14 protein-coding genes are annotated in these 12894 nt (G+C 44.7%); 7 read left to right on the top strand and 7 right to left on the bottom strand.

Features of this window, described 5'->3' with window-relative positions; translation table 11 throughout:
- Window positions 1–61: 61 nt before the first annotated feature.
- Both NFI81_RS10920 and NFI81_RS10915 read left to right on the top strand, forming a co-directional pair.
- The gene (locus tag NFI81_RS10920; protein ID WP_234612402.1) at window positions 62–544 is read left to right on the top strand and encodes a DUF6934 family protein; all 483 of its coding nucleotides are present in this window, start codon (window positions 62–64) and stop codon (window positions 542–544) included.
- A gap of 34 nt (window positions 545–578) precedes the next feature.
- Window positions 579–731 carry a hypothetical protein gene (locus NFI81_RS10915; RefSeq protein ID WP_234612403.1) on the top strand — a complete coding sequence of 51 codons (153 nt, stop codon included), beginning with the start codon at window positions 579–581 and terminating at the stop codon, window positions 729–731.
- Window positions 732–740: 9 nt separating this feature from the next.
- Here the strand turns inward: NFI81_RS10915 and NFI81_RS10910 are convergent, their stop codons facing one another.
- On the bottom strand, window positions 741–983 hold the full coding sequence (locus NFI81_RS10910) for a cupin domain-containing protein (RefSeq protein WP_234612404.1): 243 nt from the start codon (window positions 981–983) through the stop codon (window positions 741–743).
- A 116-nt stretch (window positions 984–1099) separates the two neighbouring features.
- Here NFI81_RS10910 and NFI81_RS10905 point away from each other — a divergent pair, with 116 nt between their 5' ends.
- Window positions 1100–1513, top strand: a complete 414-nt coding sequence (locus NFI81_RS10905) for a Dabb family protein (protein ID WP_234612405.1) — start codon at window positions 1100–1102, stop codon at window positions 1511–1513.
- A 61-nt stretch (window positions 1514–1574) separates the two neighbouring features.
- On the opposite strand, the gene NFI81_RS10900 is transcribed toward NFI81_RS10905, so the two are convergent.
- Complete coding sequence (locus tag NFI81_RS10900; protein ID WP_234612406.1) at window positions 1575–2423, bottom strand: pirin family protein; 849 nt, start codon at window positions 2421–2423, stop codon at window positions 1575–1577.
- A 189-nt stretch (window positions 2424–2612) separates the two neighbouring features.
- On the opposite strand from NFI81_RS10900, the gene NFI81_RS10895 reads away from it, so the two are divergent.
- Window positions 2613–4385: a glycoside hydrolase family 9 protein gene (locus NFI81_RS10895; RefSeq protein WP_234612407.1), complete on the top strand. Its 1773-nt coding sequence runs from the start codon at window positions 2613–2615 to the stop codon at window positions 4383–4385.
- A gap of 4 nt (window positions 4386–4389) precedes the next feature.
- Here NFI81_RS10895 and NFI81_RS10890 read toward each other — a convergent pair whose 3' ends face one another.
- Window positions 4390–4602 carry a hypothetical protein gene (locus NFI81_RS10890; RefSeq protein WP_234612408.1) on the bottom strand — a complete coding sequence of 71 codons (213 nt, stop codon included), beginning with the start codon at window positions 4600–4602 and terminating at the stop codon, window positions 4390–4392.
- A 177-nt stretch (window positions 4603–4779) separates the two neighbouring features.
- Between NFI81_RS10890 and NFI81_RS10885 the strand changes: the two genes are divergently transcribed.
- Window positions 4780–6138, top strand: coding sequence for an acyl-CoA dehydrogenase family protein (locus NFI81_RS10885; RefSeq protein WP_234612409.1), 1359 nt, complete (start codon window positions 4780–4782; stop codon window positions 6136–6138).
- 8 nt (window positions 6139–6146) lie between these two features.
- Window positions 6147–6599, top strand: coding sequence for a GNAT family N-acetyltransferase (locus tag NFI81_RS10880; RefSeq protein ID WP_234612410.1), 453 nt, complete (start codon window positions 6147–6149; stop codon window positions 6597–6599).
- Window positions 6600–6666: 67 nt separating this feature from the next.
- On the opposite strand, the gene NFI81_RS10875 is transcribed toward NFI81_RS10880, so the two are convergent.
- Together NFI81_RS10875 and NFI81_RS10870 are read right to left on the bottom strand one after the other, a co-directional pair.
- Entirely contained in the window at window positions 6667–7077 is a 411-nt protein-coding gene (locus tag NFI81_RS10875; protein ID WP_234612411.1) for a hypothetical protein, read from the bottom strand.
- Window positions 7078–7213: 136 nt separating this feature from the next.
- Entirely contained in the window at window positions 7214–7945 is a 732-nt protein-coding gene (locus NFI81_RS10870; RefSeq protein WP_234612412.1) for a lysophospholipid acyltransferase family protein, read from the bottom strand.
- 142 nt (window positions 7946–8087) lie between these two features.
- Here NFI81_RS10870 and NFI81_RS10865 point away from each other — a divergent pair, with 142 nt between their 5' ends.
- Window positions 8088–9071, top strand: a complete 984-nt coding sequence (locus NFI81_RS10865) for an acyl-ACP desaturase (protein ID WP_234612413.1) — start codon at window positions 8088–8090, stop codon at window positions 9069–9071.
- A gap of 29 nt (window positions 9072–9100) precedes the next feature.
- Here NFI81_RS10865 and NFI81_RS10860 read toward each other — a convergent pair whose 3' ends face one another.
- On the bottom strand, window positions 9101–11092 hold the full coding sequence (locus NFI81_RS10860; RefSeq protein ID WP_234612414.1) for a T9SS type B sorting domain-containing protein: 1992 nt from the start codon (window positions 11090–11092) through the stop codon (window positions 9101–9103).
- Window positions 11093–11243: 151 nt separating this feature from the next.
- Window positions 11244–12698 (bottom strand): S41 family peptidase, encoded by a 1455-nt coding sequence (locus tag NFI81_RS10855; RefSeq protein WP_234612415.1) that lies wholly within the window; start codon window positions 12696–12698, stop codon window positions 11244–11246.
- Between the last annotated feature and the right edge of the window lie 196 nt (window positions 12699–12894).

Genomic DNA, 12894 nt, shown 5'->3' with positions numbered 1-12894 from the left:
GAGCCACAGGAGACTGTGGCTCTTTTTGGTTATTATTGCAGCTTGTTACACACTATGATTTATGAAAGCTGAAAAATACCATGTGAAACAACTGGGTGCTCATATCTATCAATTTTATAGCAACGGAGTTCGTGGCAATTTTGAAATGATAATTATGTATAGTCCCCACGGGAACAATACGTTTAATTTGGGTTTTGGAGTTTGGGACGAAGCGCTTCAAAACGTTGACGACTCTATTGAATTAAGGAATGGAGACACTGACAAGATTCTGGCAACAGTTGCACAAACAACGTTAAATTTCCTCGATGAAAACCCGACCAACAGTGTTTATGCAAGGGGCAGTTCCGCATCAAGAACGAGAAAATATCAAATGGGAATCAGTAATTTTTTGTCATACCTAGAAATTAATTACACAATCCAGGGTTTCGTGGCCACTAAAAACCTGGACAATACGCTCATAGGAACATTTCCAAATTGGTATGGTGAATGGCAAAGATTCCGTTCCGGAGTTAATTATGATGCCTTTTTGTTATCCTTGAAATGATTCATATTTTTACTTTTAAAAAATCAAATACACTATGAACACAGCACTCGCCAAAAACGAAAATAAAGAAGCTGAGAAGCTAGCGAAAAAGATTGAAATAATCACGGCTCACTTCGCTAAAAAGGCAGAGGAGGCGAGAGCCTTTTTGAAAGCCAATCCTGTCCCAAAGGAGTTACTCAAAAAGTAAGATTCCCTCTCACTTCTTCATCCCGGCCGAATGCCAGCTAAACACGTGGTAAGTTGTAGGCGTCTTGCCTACATTCTTAATCGAATGCATTTGGTTTGATGCCTGGAAAATGACGGAGCCTGGGCATAGTTGCTCCATTTGACCGTTCACCAGCGCTTCTACGGTTCCTTCTTTGATAATGATACTTTCTTCTTCGGGATGTTTGTGTAGCGGGTGCGAGCTGTCACCTCTTTGTTTTTTGAATCTTACCATTAGCGCTTGGTTTGAAAAGATTGGAAAGAAGTCGTATTCTTGATGTTGATTAACATTGGAATCTAAAAAAGCTTATAAAACCTTCCCGATCAGAACTGGGATACTCGCTCAATAATATGGAAGACAAATCAAGACGGAAGTTTTTACAGAATGCCGGACTGGCTACAATCGCTTCAATTTCTCCGCTGGCAGCTGAGCCGGAAAAAGTGAAGGAGCTGTTCATTCACCACGTTTATTTTTATTTGAAAGATCCTCATAATGCACAGGATGAGGCAAAATTGTTGGAAGGATTGCACAAACTGGCAAAGGTTCCGACCATCCAGTATGTGCACATTGGTAAGCCTGCCGAAACAAACAGATCTGTGATCGTCAGGGATTACTCGTATTCATGGATGTGTTTTTTCAAAAATATTATCGAAGAAGAAATCTATCAGACACATCCTATCCACCTCGAATTCATCAAGGAATATGCTCATTTGTGGGAGAAAGTGGTCATTTACGATTCAGTAGGACCTAAGAAAGTAGGATAAGAAAGTTCAATTCCAGCCATCGGCCTTCTAAAGTTTGAAAGCCGATGGCTGAAATCTTTATCTATTCAATTAAAACACCCATTTTACCCACTCGGTAATCTCTGTAAGCTTCCATTATCTGGGTTTCGTTACTCATCACGAAGGGGCCTTTGGCAACGATCTTCTCGCCGCTTGGTTCTCCGCTCATGAAAAGTGCTTTGGTATCTTCCAGCAATTCCAGCTCAAAGCCCTCACCATCGTTACCGAAAACAGTCATATAGTGTTGGTCAGCTTCCTGACCATTAACCTTCACTTTTCCTCCCAAAACATATAGGAATGCATTATGACTTTCCACGACAGGAATGTAAACTTTGCCGCCTTTCGAGCCACGGATCATCGCCGAATCAATTGCGCTTAATGTTGGGATCGGGCCGGTTTTGCCGAGCAAATTTCCTGTCACCACGGAAACATTGACTAACCCATCTTCGCTTTTATAAGTTGGTGTGTCTTCTGCTTTCAAAGGAAAATATCCGGGTTGATCCATTTTATGGCTTTCTGGCGTGTTCACCCACATTTGAATGATCTCCTGCAACCCTGCAACGGCCGGCCTTTCGCTGTGGATAATGCCCATACCCGCGTTCATCCATTGGGTTCCGCCTTTAAAAACAGTGCCCTCGTTTCCCCGACTATCCCTGTGATGTACGCCGCCTTCAAACACAAATGTTACCGGCGCAAAACCGCGGTGCGGATGTGGGTCAACACCTGCATGACGCAACTCAAAATTATCAGGAATTTCATTTTGTCCATGGTGTAAAAGTACGAAGGGGTCCAAGTAGGCGACTTTCTCAGATGGCAGCGGCTGCTTGATCATCATGTCACCCATGGCATGTTCATGTGCAAAAACTATATTGGTTATCGTTCTGTTTTTCATGATTTCTATCTATTTGATCCCTTTCAAAATCTGATACAAAGATACTGTAATTTACTATACATTAGTAAGTAGTATACAAAAGGATAGCACTATCCTTTACGTAAGCGATTATTGTAAAGTTTGCCCCATATCGGTATAGCCCGTGATTTTTTGCTTTTATTGCCAAACTCTTTGATTTTAACCTAACCTATGAAGCAATCTACCTGTCTCCGAAATCTGATAACCTCCCTGTCTTTTTGTATTCTCTCATCGGGCCTTTCCCAGTCTGCTTTTGCGCAGAATAGTGCTGAGCCAATTCGTTTAAATCAGATTGGATTTTATCCTAATGCGCAAAAAATAGCAATTGTGATCGGGGAGAAGCAAACCGTATTTGAGCTGAAAGAGGCATCGTCCGGTAAAACAGTCTTAAAAGGAAAGCTCAGCGAGCCGCGAACTAATCAGCATTCCGGGAAAATAAGCCGCATTGCGGACTTTTCAAGTGTTCGTAAAGCTGGGAAGTATTTTATTGAAGTTCCGGCTTTGGGGAAATCGGCGCCGTTTGAAATAAAGGAAAAAGTTTACAAGGAAGTTGCTGCGGCCTCATTGAAAGGCTTTTACTATCAAAGAGTGTCGACGGACCTGCCCGAAAAGTTTGCCGGAAAATGGGCGCGCCCGGCAGGGCATCCAGACAATAAGGTGCTCATCCACGCGTCCGCTGCGTCTGAATCACGGCCGGAGAATGCGGTAATCAGCTCGCCGAAAGGCTGGTATGATGCGGGCGATTATAATAAATACATCGTCAACTCCGGCATTACGATAGGCACGCTGCTGTCTTTGTATGAAGATTATCCGTCGTTTTGCGAGAATTTCATGACTAATATTCCCGAAAGCAACAATGGCGTTCCCGATGTGCTGGACGAGGCACTTTGGAATTTGCGCTGGATGTTAACGATGCAAGATCCTGCCGATGGAGGCGTTTACCATAAACTGACTAATCCAAGGTTCGACGGAATGATCATGCCTGATGCTTGCAAAAACCCTCGCTATGTCGTGCAAAAAGGCACCGCGGCTACACTCGACTTTGTTGCGGTAATGGCGCAGTCTGCCCGCATTTTAAAGAATTTCGAGAATAAGTTTCCTGGTCTTTCCGATTCCTGTGTCACGGCTGCTGTGAAGGGATGGGAGTGGGCTAAAAAGAATCCTGCGGTGCTTTATAACCAGGATGAGATGAACAAAAAATTTGATCCGGATGTCGTAACAGGGGCCTACGGCGACCGCGATGCGAAAGATGAATGGATTTGGGCTGCGGCAGAAATGTATGCATTGACCAAAAAACCGGATTATCTGAAAGACATTAACTTCAATGCCGATCAGCCAATGCCTTTGCCAACTTGGAGCCAGGTGAAAACATTAGGCTATTACACCATGATCCGCTTTGCAGACGAGCTTAAAACAGATCCTGCATTAACCAATAGCCTAAAAAAGAACATTATTTCCTTTGCAGATAACTTGCTCGTTGACCTGGAAAAACAACCTTATCATACCGTTATGGGCAAAACCGCAAGGGACTATTCATGGGGAAGCAGCTCCGTGGCTGCCAATCAGGGCATTGCATTGCTTTATGCTTTCAAACAGACAAAGAACCCGAAATACGTGCAGGCAGCTCAGGGAAACCTAGATTATCTGCTGGGACGAAATGCAACAGGCTACTGTTTCCTAACCGGTTTTGGTTCCAAACGCGTCATGCATCCGCACCACCGGCCGTCTGTTGCCGATGGCATTGCTGACCCTGTTCCGGGACTTTTATCCGGTGGCCCAAACCCGGCTCAACAGGACAAATGCACGACCTACACCAGCAAATTTGCCGACGAATCATTTACAGATGATGACTGTTCCTATGCTTCCAATGAGATCTCTATCAACTGGAACGCGCCAATGGTCTACTTGTCCGCAGCACTGGAAGCATTGTCGGAAATGAAATAGTCGCTTACTGCTTGGTCGATTTGACGGGCACAGTCGGAGGTGTTTCGTTATAGCCTTTGTTACCCGTCATATTTTCATCTTCAGACTCCTTCGCGGCCTCTTTCGAGAGTGTTTTCGAAGGTTTCGCGCTGTCGTCTTTTTGTTTTTCTTTGCCTTTTGGGCCGCCGTGTGTGGGTGAGCCGCCTTCTACATCTTCCTTGTTTGCTTGCGTTGCCATATTTGTTTGATTTTTCCAATCCATGCTCAATTTCCGTTCCCGGAGCCTATACGTTTCCGATGATTATTAAATTCTACACTTTGGCTGGGATAAAACGAATTCCTTCCTGTGGAATAGATTCGGAAGAAGCGGGACTTTACTTAAAAAGCTACATTGCAACAAACAAAAATCAGCATTATGAGTTTTCTTGAATCATTTTCCCAAATACGTACATTGCTTAAAAACATTGATCTGGATGCGCTGGGCAAGCTTTCAAAAAAAGTGGATTTGAACAGGATGATGGGTGTGGTGTCTAAAATGAGTGAGGAAGATCTTGGGAAAATGTTGAAATTCATGGAAGCTGGATCGGGGAAAAAGAAGGCGCCGCCGGTTGTTAATGGTGATTTTTACGAACTCAGTGCAACGCTCACGGGCGAGGACCGCGAAATTCAGCTGAAAGTGCGTGATTTTATGGAAACGGAAATCCGTCCGATCGCTAACGAATATTGGAATAAAGCCCATTTTCCTATGCATATCATTCCGTTAATGGCGAAGCTGAACATTTGCGGACTTACTTACAAAGGTTACGGCTGCGCAGGAAAATCTGCCCTGCTGGAAGGTTTTGTGGCAATGGAAATGGCGCGGGTGGATTCTTCCATCTCCACTTTTTTCGGCGTGCATAGCGGGCTGGCGATGGGTTCGATTTACTTGTGTGGTTCGGAGGAACAAAAACAACATTGGTTGCCCGTAATGCAAAGAATGGAACTGATCGGTGCATTTGGGTTAACAGAGCCGGAGGTAGGCTCCGGCGTGGCTGGCGGGCTTACTACAACTTGTGAACGTGTTGGCGATGAATGGATTATTAACGGCCAGAAGAAGTGGATCGGGAATGCTACGTTTTCTGATATTACCATTATCTGGGCGAGGGACCTTGCTGATAATCAGGTAAAAGGTTTCATTGTGCGGAAAGAAAATCCTGGTTTTGTAGCCGAGAAAATGCAGGACAAAATGGCACTGCGGACCGTTCAGAATGCATTGATCACATTGACGGATTGCCGGGTGCCGGAAACAGACCGACTGCAAAATGCAAACTCCTTTAAGGACACAGCCAATGTGTTACGCATGACGCGTGCAGGCGTTGCATGGCAGGCGGTCGGTTGCGGGCGTGGCGCATATGAGCTTGCATTGAAATATACATTGGAGAGAAAACAGTTCGGTCGCCCGATCGCAGGCTTCCAGCTTGTTCAGGATCTGTTAGTTACAATGCTGGGCGACCTTACGGCCATGCAAACACTGGTTTACAGGCTTTCCCAATTACAGGACGGCGGCGTGCTTACAGACGAACATGCGTCACTAGCAAAGGTTTTCAGCACATTGCGTATGCGCTCGATCGTGGATCACGCGCGTGAGCTTTTTGGAGGAAATGGGATTTTGCTGGAATACGACATTGCCCGTTTTGTAGCGGATGCAGAAGCGATTTATTCCTATGAAGGAACCAAAGAAATTAATTCACTGATCGTAGGACGTGCAATTACAGGAGAAAGTGCTTTTGTTTAATGAATGGTATGGAAATTGAAAAATTGGTAATCAGGCAAGCCGGGGCATCTGATAAAACGATCCTTTATGAAATGATATGCCGGTTGGAAAACATGGTTATGGACGTTAAGGGCTTTGATTTTGCTTTTGATATAAATATAAAAAATACGAATATTGCCTATTTCATCGCAGCGCTGGGCGGTAAGCCGGTGGGAATGGTGAGTTGTCATATTCAGCCATTATTACACCACGCCGCGCTGGTTTCCGAAATCCAGGAAATGTATGTGGAGCCGGAATATCGCTCTAAGCAGGTTGGCAAAGCATTAATGGTGCATGTTACCAACTTTGCAAAGTCAAAGGGAGCCATTCAGATGGAAGTGACTTCGCGCAATGTTCGGGAGCAGGCACACCGCTTTTACCAGCGCGAAGGCTTTGAAAAATCGCATGTTAAACTCGTCCGTTATTTCAAAAACGACTCATAAAAAACCATCCGGTCAAGCGACCGGATGGTTTCCAAATTACCCTAAACCTTCAACTGCCTTTTAATATTTAATATCTGCCTCTGTTGTCGCGGGCCCAGCCGTCGCCTCTGCGGTCGCTCATTCTGCGCGTGTCAGCCATTAATCTTTGCAGGTCTTCGCGAAGGATACGGGTTTCGCGAGGTGACAACCTTCCGCGGTGGCTATAATCTCTTTGGCGGGCTTCGATACGTTCATACCGGTTCATCAGCGCATTTGCTTCACGGCGTGAAAGTGTTCCGCGGTTGATTCCGGCCGAAATTTGCTGGCGCGCTTCACGCTGTAAATAATCGATTTCTGATCCGCCTCTCTGACGATATTCGTTATGGCGTCGGTCGTCGTAACCACGGTCGCCGCGTTCTGAATGTGGTGTAGCACCATATTGAGCAAATGCGCTTGTGAATCCTAGTGCGAGCATTGCGGCAAAAAATATCTTTTTCATAACCAATAAATTTTAAAGTTCATGGGTTAGAGGGCCGCAAAAGACATAGGTTTAAAATGCCCTTGTTAATGATTGTTAAGGGAAAAACAGCCATTTAAGCGCTACACAGGACGATTTGATTTTGAGGAGTTTATCTTCAGGAAATGGAATTCTGGATGGCTTCCTGTGCTTCGGCAAGAATTTCTTCCGCCTTTCTTCCGGCCGGTTCAATGCCGGGAAGCACGGTCCAGGAGAGGTGCGAAAATGATCTGAGCGGGAAAATTCCTTTGGGGTTAAATGTGCCCGTTCCATTGATCGCTACTGGAACGATCAGCGCATCCGGGGCACGTTTCAGTAAAGTTGCTACGCCGCCTGGAATAAATGGCTTCATTATGCCACTAGCGGATCGTGTGCCTTCGGGGAAAATGATCGCGGATGTTTTTTCTTCATGAATTAATTTCCCGAGTCTGGCGATTTCCGTAACAGCTTGTTTGCCGTCCTTTCTGTTGATCAATGCCGCACCGCTCTTTCGCAGGTTATAGGAAATGCTCGGAACGCCTTTTGAAAGTTCTACTTTGGAAACAAATCGCGGGTGATATTTCCGGAGAAACCAAATGATAGCCGGGATGTCGAATGTACTTTGATGATTGGCAACGAAAATTATCGTGCGATTTTCTGGTACGCGGGCAAGGTTTTTGAGTGTGATCTGGGCTCCGGTGAGATACAATCCGTAGGTGAGAAAGAAGTTCAGATAGTCGACAACAACTTTGTGTACTTTTTTACCAAAAACATTAAATGCAATAACCTGCAAAACGTGAAAGAGGAGTAGGGTTAAGCCAAAATGAATCAGGTAAATAGCACTCAGTACGTAGTCAACGATTTTTTTCATTCGGATTTTTTCAGCAAAAATAGTTTAAAACTGCGTTGATTGTCATAATTTGTGAACCGTGAAATGATAAAAGTCATTCGATACTTACATTTAATTCACGTAATTTGTAAAATAACAAACAGAGCTTAAAAAAAGAAATATAATGGATACCGCACTTTCAGCAGAAAGACTTGAAGTCATGCAACATGTAGGAAAGGACCTGAATGTGCTTATGGCTGAATATTTGAAGCCGATCGAAGAGAACTGGCAGCCCTCGGATTTCTTACCAGATTCCAGTGATGAAAATTTTTTGAGTGAGGTCAAATTATTGCAGGAAAGCTGCCGAGAATTGCCATACGATTACATGGCTGTATTGATCGGCGATACGATTACCGAGGAAGCACTGCCTACTTATGAATCCTGGCTAATGGACGTAATTGGAGTAAATCAGGTGGAAGAACCTTCAAGCTGGGCAGCATGGGTGCGTAGCTGGACGGCCGAGGAAAATCGCCATGGCGACCTTTTAAACAAATATTTATACTTGTCTGGCCGTGTTAATATGCGTGCCATGGAGGTTTCCACACAGTTTCTGATCGCCGATGGTTTCGATATCGGAACAGACCGTGATCCTTATCGCAACTTTATTTATACGTCTTTTCAGGAATTGGCAACGAATGTATCGCATAGGAGAACTGCAACATTGGCCAAGAAATTTGGTAACCCGCATTTATCCAAAATTTGCGGAGTAATTGCATCCGATGAAATGCGCCATGCCAAGGCCTATAAAGACTTTGTTAGAAGGATTTTGGAGGTTGACCCTTCGGAACTGCTTCTGGCACTGGAAGATATGATGCGCAAGAAAATTGTGATGCCAGCGCACTTCTTACGGGAATCAGGCGTAAAAATGGGTGATACATTCTCACATTTTTCCGACGCTGCCCAGCGTTTAGGCGTGTACACGACGAACGATTACATCGAAATCCTTGACAGCTTGTTAATCGAGTGGGAGATAGGGGCCGTCAGGAACATTAATGAACGAGCAGAGAAAGCCAGGGATTATCTGATGGCGCTGCCAGACAGATTAAAAAGAATCGCAGACCGGACGAGAATCCCGGAATTGCAATACGAATTCAGTTGGATTAAATAGCGAATGTCAGCCTCCCAGGCTGACATTCGCTATTTAATCAGCATCGCGGAACCATTCTTCCTCATCACTTTGCCCTCATTGGATATCCCTTCGATCATCCACACATAAGTGCCGGAAACGGCTGGTTTTCCGTCAAAAGTGCCGTCCCATCCTTTGTTTAATTCTTTGGTGTAAAATACCAGTTCTCCCCAGCGATCGTATATTTTGAAAAAGTTAAGGCTCGTAATGTCATTAATAACCGGCATCAATATTTCATTTTTTCCATCTCCATTTGGTGTAAATGCGGTTGGTACGGTCAGATTTTCTCGTCGTCTAACGCGCAGATTTACAATTGCCTTTCCTGTGCAACCCATTCCGGAGGTGACTGCGATGGTATAGCTTTGGTCGGCCTGCAAGGTTGCAATAGGGCTCGGGCTGGAAGGATTATTCAACCCGGTCGGAGGTGACCACGTAAATGTGGCGTCGTTGAGGTTCATTACTTGTGGAGACGAAGCAACAAGCTGAAAAGGAACATTGATATCGATCAGGGCGTCCCGCGTTGCCTTTACCTCAATGGCAGGGGCAACCTGGATGGTCACGGTGTCCCGTAAATTGCAAACACCCAGCGACGCATTCACTATATATTGCGTTGTTGTTAAAGGGCTTGCTACTGGATCTTTTGCAGTTGGATTATCCAGGCTGGCTTGTGCTTCCCAGGCAAAATTCTGCGCATTGCTCGTCGTAGTAAGCTGAACAGACCCGCCTGCGCAAATGACTGTGTCAGCAATGGTCTGAACCGTAATGTTGCTCGAAAATTCAACTTTTACGGGCTCCTTTACCACACAACCATCGCTGTCTTTCATAAAAACCCTATAATCCGCAGGGAAGAGTTTAAAAGAAGCATCTGCCTGGTAATTCACCGAATCGATGGAATATTGATAAGGCGTCGAGCCGCCTTTTCCTGTAACTGTAAGCGTTCCCTCACTCGTTTTGTCGCAGGTTCCGGGTTCCAATGTGGTGGTGAGGCTGAGATCGCTCACAGTGGCCTGTTTGATATTTACGATCTTGTTCCCGCATTTGATGTTAACAATGGTCAGCGCTACATCTTTTTCTCCCGTGGTGTTCCATTTTAAAACATACGGCCCCATTCCTGTTCCCGAAATAACCTCTGCACCATCAAAATCCCATTCAAAAGTATAACCTGCGCCGGGCAACGGAATTGTGCCGGTGTATTTTATTTCAACATTCTGATCTGCTTTGCAAATTGCCTGAGGTGCAATGGAAAAGTCCGCATTGGGATTGATATTGGCCGTAAAACAGATCTCGTTGAATGTTTCATCAACATCAGCTTTGGAATAATATTGATCTGTGAATGACAAATAAGCAAAATTAGCCTGCCCCGATTCGCAAGAAACGGACTGGTCATCCCTGAAAATGTAGATCGGCGTTCCGGCTTTTCCTACATAACGCGCGTCAGCATCATTGTAGGACGCAAATAATGTATTGTCCACATACACGTCCATAATGCCCGTTTGGCCATTTCGCGTGAATGTCATGAGATAATAAGTATTTGTATTAAAAAACGGACAGGCGCCCGCAATGCCATAAGGATAAAAATCGATGCATCGATCCGCAGAACCATTCCTGTCTTTGAAGTAGATGCCCTGATCCGAGCCACCATTTGAAAAATCAATGATCCGCGCCCATGTCTTGCCCCAATTCGTCGGCTTGATATACATTTGGATCGTATAATTATCCGTGATCGCACCTTCGGTGTTGGGATACATCAAACCCCAGTTCAGGTTGTTTTGGTAAATAGTCCGCTGCACGCCGCATGGCAATACATCATTCACAAAACTGCCATCCGTGGCCGGAGCAGGACAGTTGCCCAATGCTTTTACAGGTGTAAGCGCAGGTCCGCACTCAGGAGCTGCCACGTCGAAGGTTTTGTAAAATCGGTAAGTATGCCTGACAGTCTGCCCAAAAGAATCCGGCAGATAAGAGAATGCGCAAAGAAAAAGTAACAGTAACCGTATTTTCATATTCAGCCGAGGCCGTGAGTAAATTAGACTAAAATTACGTCAAATCCGGCAAAATAGATGTTGTATCCACCTTAATTCACACGGAGAATTGTATAAAAGAAAAGAGGCCCCGATTTCGGAGCCTCTCTGGCAACACTGTTTTCAGGCGGATTTACTGATTAAGAGCTTTGAAAACGCCATCCTTAATCATCAGATTTTTTCTGGTGTGAAGGTCATCCCGAAGCAGTTTCCGGAATGGTTCGACTGTTTTAGAAGCGACGATTCTTCCCGTTGCGGCAGCTGGTATGCCCATCACTTCCAGCGCTTTGCGTAAAAGTGTTTCATTTTCATCACCAAAAGCGCTGTAAGGAACTTTCGAATCCTCCACAATGTAATCCGGCGTCATACCGTCAATTGTCCCGTAATCAGACTCGTCATTTGCATTGGCCGTTTGTCCAAGCATGACATAAGCCCCCCATTTCCAGCGCTCCTTATCATCGCTGATCAATGAACCGAACAGATTTTTGCCAGCCGTATTTTCCCCGATGGTAACTACACTCATATAAGGTTTCAGACCATTAATAACCAACTCACTCGCCGAGGCTGTTCCATTCGAAGTAAGCACGAAAACCCGGTTCAAGTTGCTGCCAATGTTGTTGCTTTCCGCTTGGAAGTTATAGTTCAGCGCATTTGCACCATTGGCTTTTTGCCAGTAAGCGATGTATTTATCATTCCATTGTTCCTTGTAAAATACCTTGGAAGCAGCAATGTTCTTGCCTATCAGCGAAGCTAATGTGTTCGCAGAACTAATATATCCACCCGAATTCAGGCGCAGGTCGAGCACGAGTTCGTTCACACCTTTTGCTTTGAAATCGGCAAAAATCTGACGCAGCTCATTGTCATATTTATCCTCATTGGCAGCATTACCAGGCACAAATTGCGTATAAACCAGATAACCGATTGTTTTTCCTGAGGCCGGCTTCAAAATGACCGTTGAAAAGGCAACCGGGTCCTCGGTAACCTCTGCTTTGGTAATGGAATAGGTGGTGTTCGTAGCAACAATTTTGGTATCCTGCAATGCTCCCAAAGTTACTGTAATGGTCTCATTGCTACTCAGTAACGTCGCATAATTGCTTTGTGTCAGCTGTGTTCCATTGACTTTCAGGATTATATCGCCCCTTTTCAAACCGGCAACCGCAGCAGGGCTGTCTTTCACAACATAATTTAAAAAGGCACCAATGTTTGATTTGCCGTCATCAATGTATGAAAGTGAATAACTGATCCCGAAAATTTTGCTAATGCCATTGAATTCGTTTTGCAGCGCATCAATGTCATCGGTAACTGCCGAAAAGCGGTCAACGGTTTCTCGTTGGTAAACCAGTTTTTCAAAATAATCATAAGGGCTGATCGAGGCATCCAGGCTGGATTCGGCCGGGAGATTTTTATACCAAAAGTAAGCGTCATCCATCACCTCGTAAAGCCACGCATTAACTGCTTTATAGTCTGCAACGGAAGTTGAATCGGCTGTGGTGAGAACGTCGGGCTGCACATCTTTTTCCTTGCACCCCACCACCAACACCGCAAAAACAAGCGCAAAAAGAAGGTTTAACTTTTTAAGATTTAACATATTAGCAGGTTTGTTGAAAGTAAGTTGTTTAACGAACTATACTGCCAATACGTATGTCACACGCAGTCTGTGGCGTCACGGCGCGTTTAAATGCAGGAAATCACTGAAATTTAATTGAGATTTAATAAGTGTAAATTATTTGCAATCTAAGATCAAAAGCTATCGCCACTGGTGAAAGGCTATCTTAAAAAAATCA

Source organism: Dyadobacter fanqingshengii, assembly GCF_023822005.2.
In the GTDB taxonomy this organism is placed as follows: Bacteria; Bacteroidota; Bacteroidia; order Cytophagales; family Spirosomataceae; genus Dyadobacter; species Dyadobacter fanqingshengii.
Note: the sequence above shows the minus strand (reverse complement) of the source record. Positions and strands in the feature narration are given on the sequence as shown.

Excerpts from the sequence above, each read along its gene's own strand:
- NFI81_RS10875 (WP_234612411.1), bottom strand. The coding sequence starts at position 7,077 with ATGAAAAAGATATTTTTTGCCGCAATGCTCGCACTAGGATTCACAAGC.
- NFI81_RS10880 (WP_234612410.1), top strand. The coding sequence starts at position 6,147 with ATGGAAATTGAAAAATTGGTAATCAGGCAAGCCGGGGCATCTGATAAA.
- NFI81_RS10915 (WP_234612403.1), top strand. The coding sequence starts at position 579 with ATGAACACAGCACTCGCCAAAAACGAAAATAAAGAAGCTGAGAAGCTA.
- NFI81_RS10900 (WP_234612406.1), bottom strand. The coding sequence starts at position 2,423 with ATGAAAAACAGAACGATAACCAATATAGTTTTTGCACATGAACATGCC.
- NFI81_RS10885 (WP_234612409.1), top strand. The coding sequence starts at position 4,780 with ATGAGTTTTCTTGAATCATTTTCCCAAATACGTACATTGCTTAAAAAC.
- NFI81_RS10890 (WP_234612408.1), bottom strand. The coding sequence starts at position 4,602 with ATGGCAACGCAAGCAAACAAGGAAGATGTAGAAGGCGGCTCACCCACA.
- NFI81_RS10855 (WP_234612415.1), bottom strand. The coding sequence starts at position 12,698 with ATGTTAAATCTTAAAAAGTTAAACCTTCTTTTTGCGCTTGTTTTTGCG.
- NFI81_RS10910 (WP_234612404.1), bottom strand. The coding sequence starts at position 983 with ATGGTAAGATTCAAAAAACAAAGAGGTGACAGCTCGCACCCGCTACAC.
- NFI81_RS10895 (WP_234612407.1), top strand. The coding sequence starts at position 2,613 with ATGAAGCAATCTACCTGTCTCCGAAATCTGATAACCTCCCTGTCTTTT.
- NFI81_RS10865 (WP_234612413.1), top strand. The coding sequence starts at position 8,088 with ATGGATACCGCACTTTCAGCAGAAAGACTTGAAGTCATGCAACATGTA.
- NFI81_RS10870 (WP_234612412.1), bottom strand. The coding sequence starts at position 7,945 with ATGAAAAAAATCGTTGACTACGTACTGAGTGCTATTTACCTGATTCAT.
- NFI81_RS10905 (WP_234612405.1), top strand. The coding sequence starts at position 1,100 with ATGGAAGACAAATCAAGACGGAAGTTTTTACAGAATGCCGGACTGGCT.
- NFI81_RS10920 (WP_234612402.1), top strand. The coding sequence starts at position 62 with ATGAAAGCTGAAAAATACCATGTGAAACAACTGGGTGCTCATATCTAT.
- NFI81_RS10860 (WP_234612414.1), bottom strand. The coding sequence starts at position 11,092 with ATGAAAATACGGTTACTGTTACTTTTTCTTTGCGCATTCTCTTATCTG.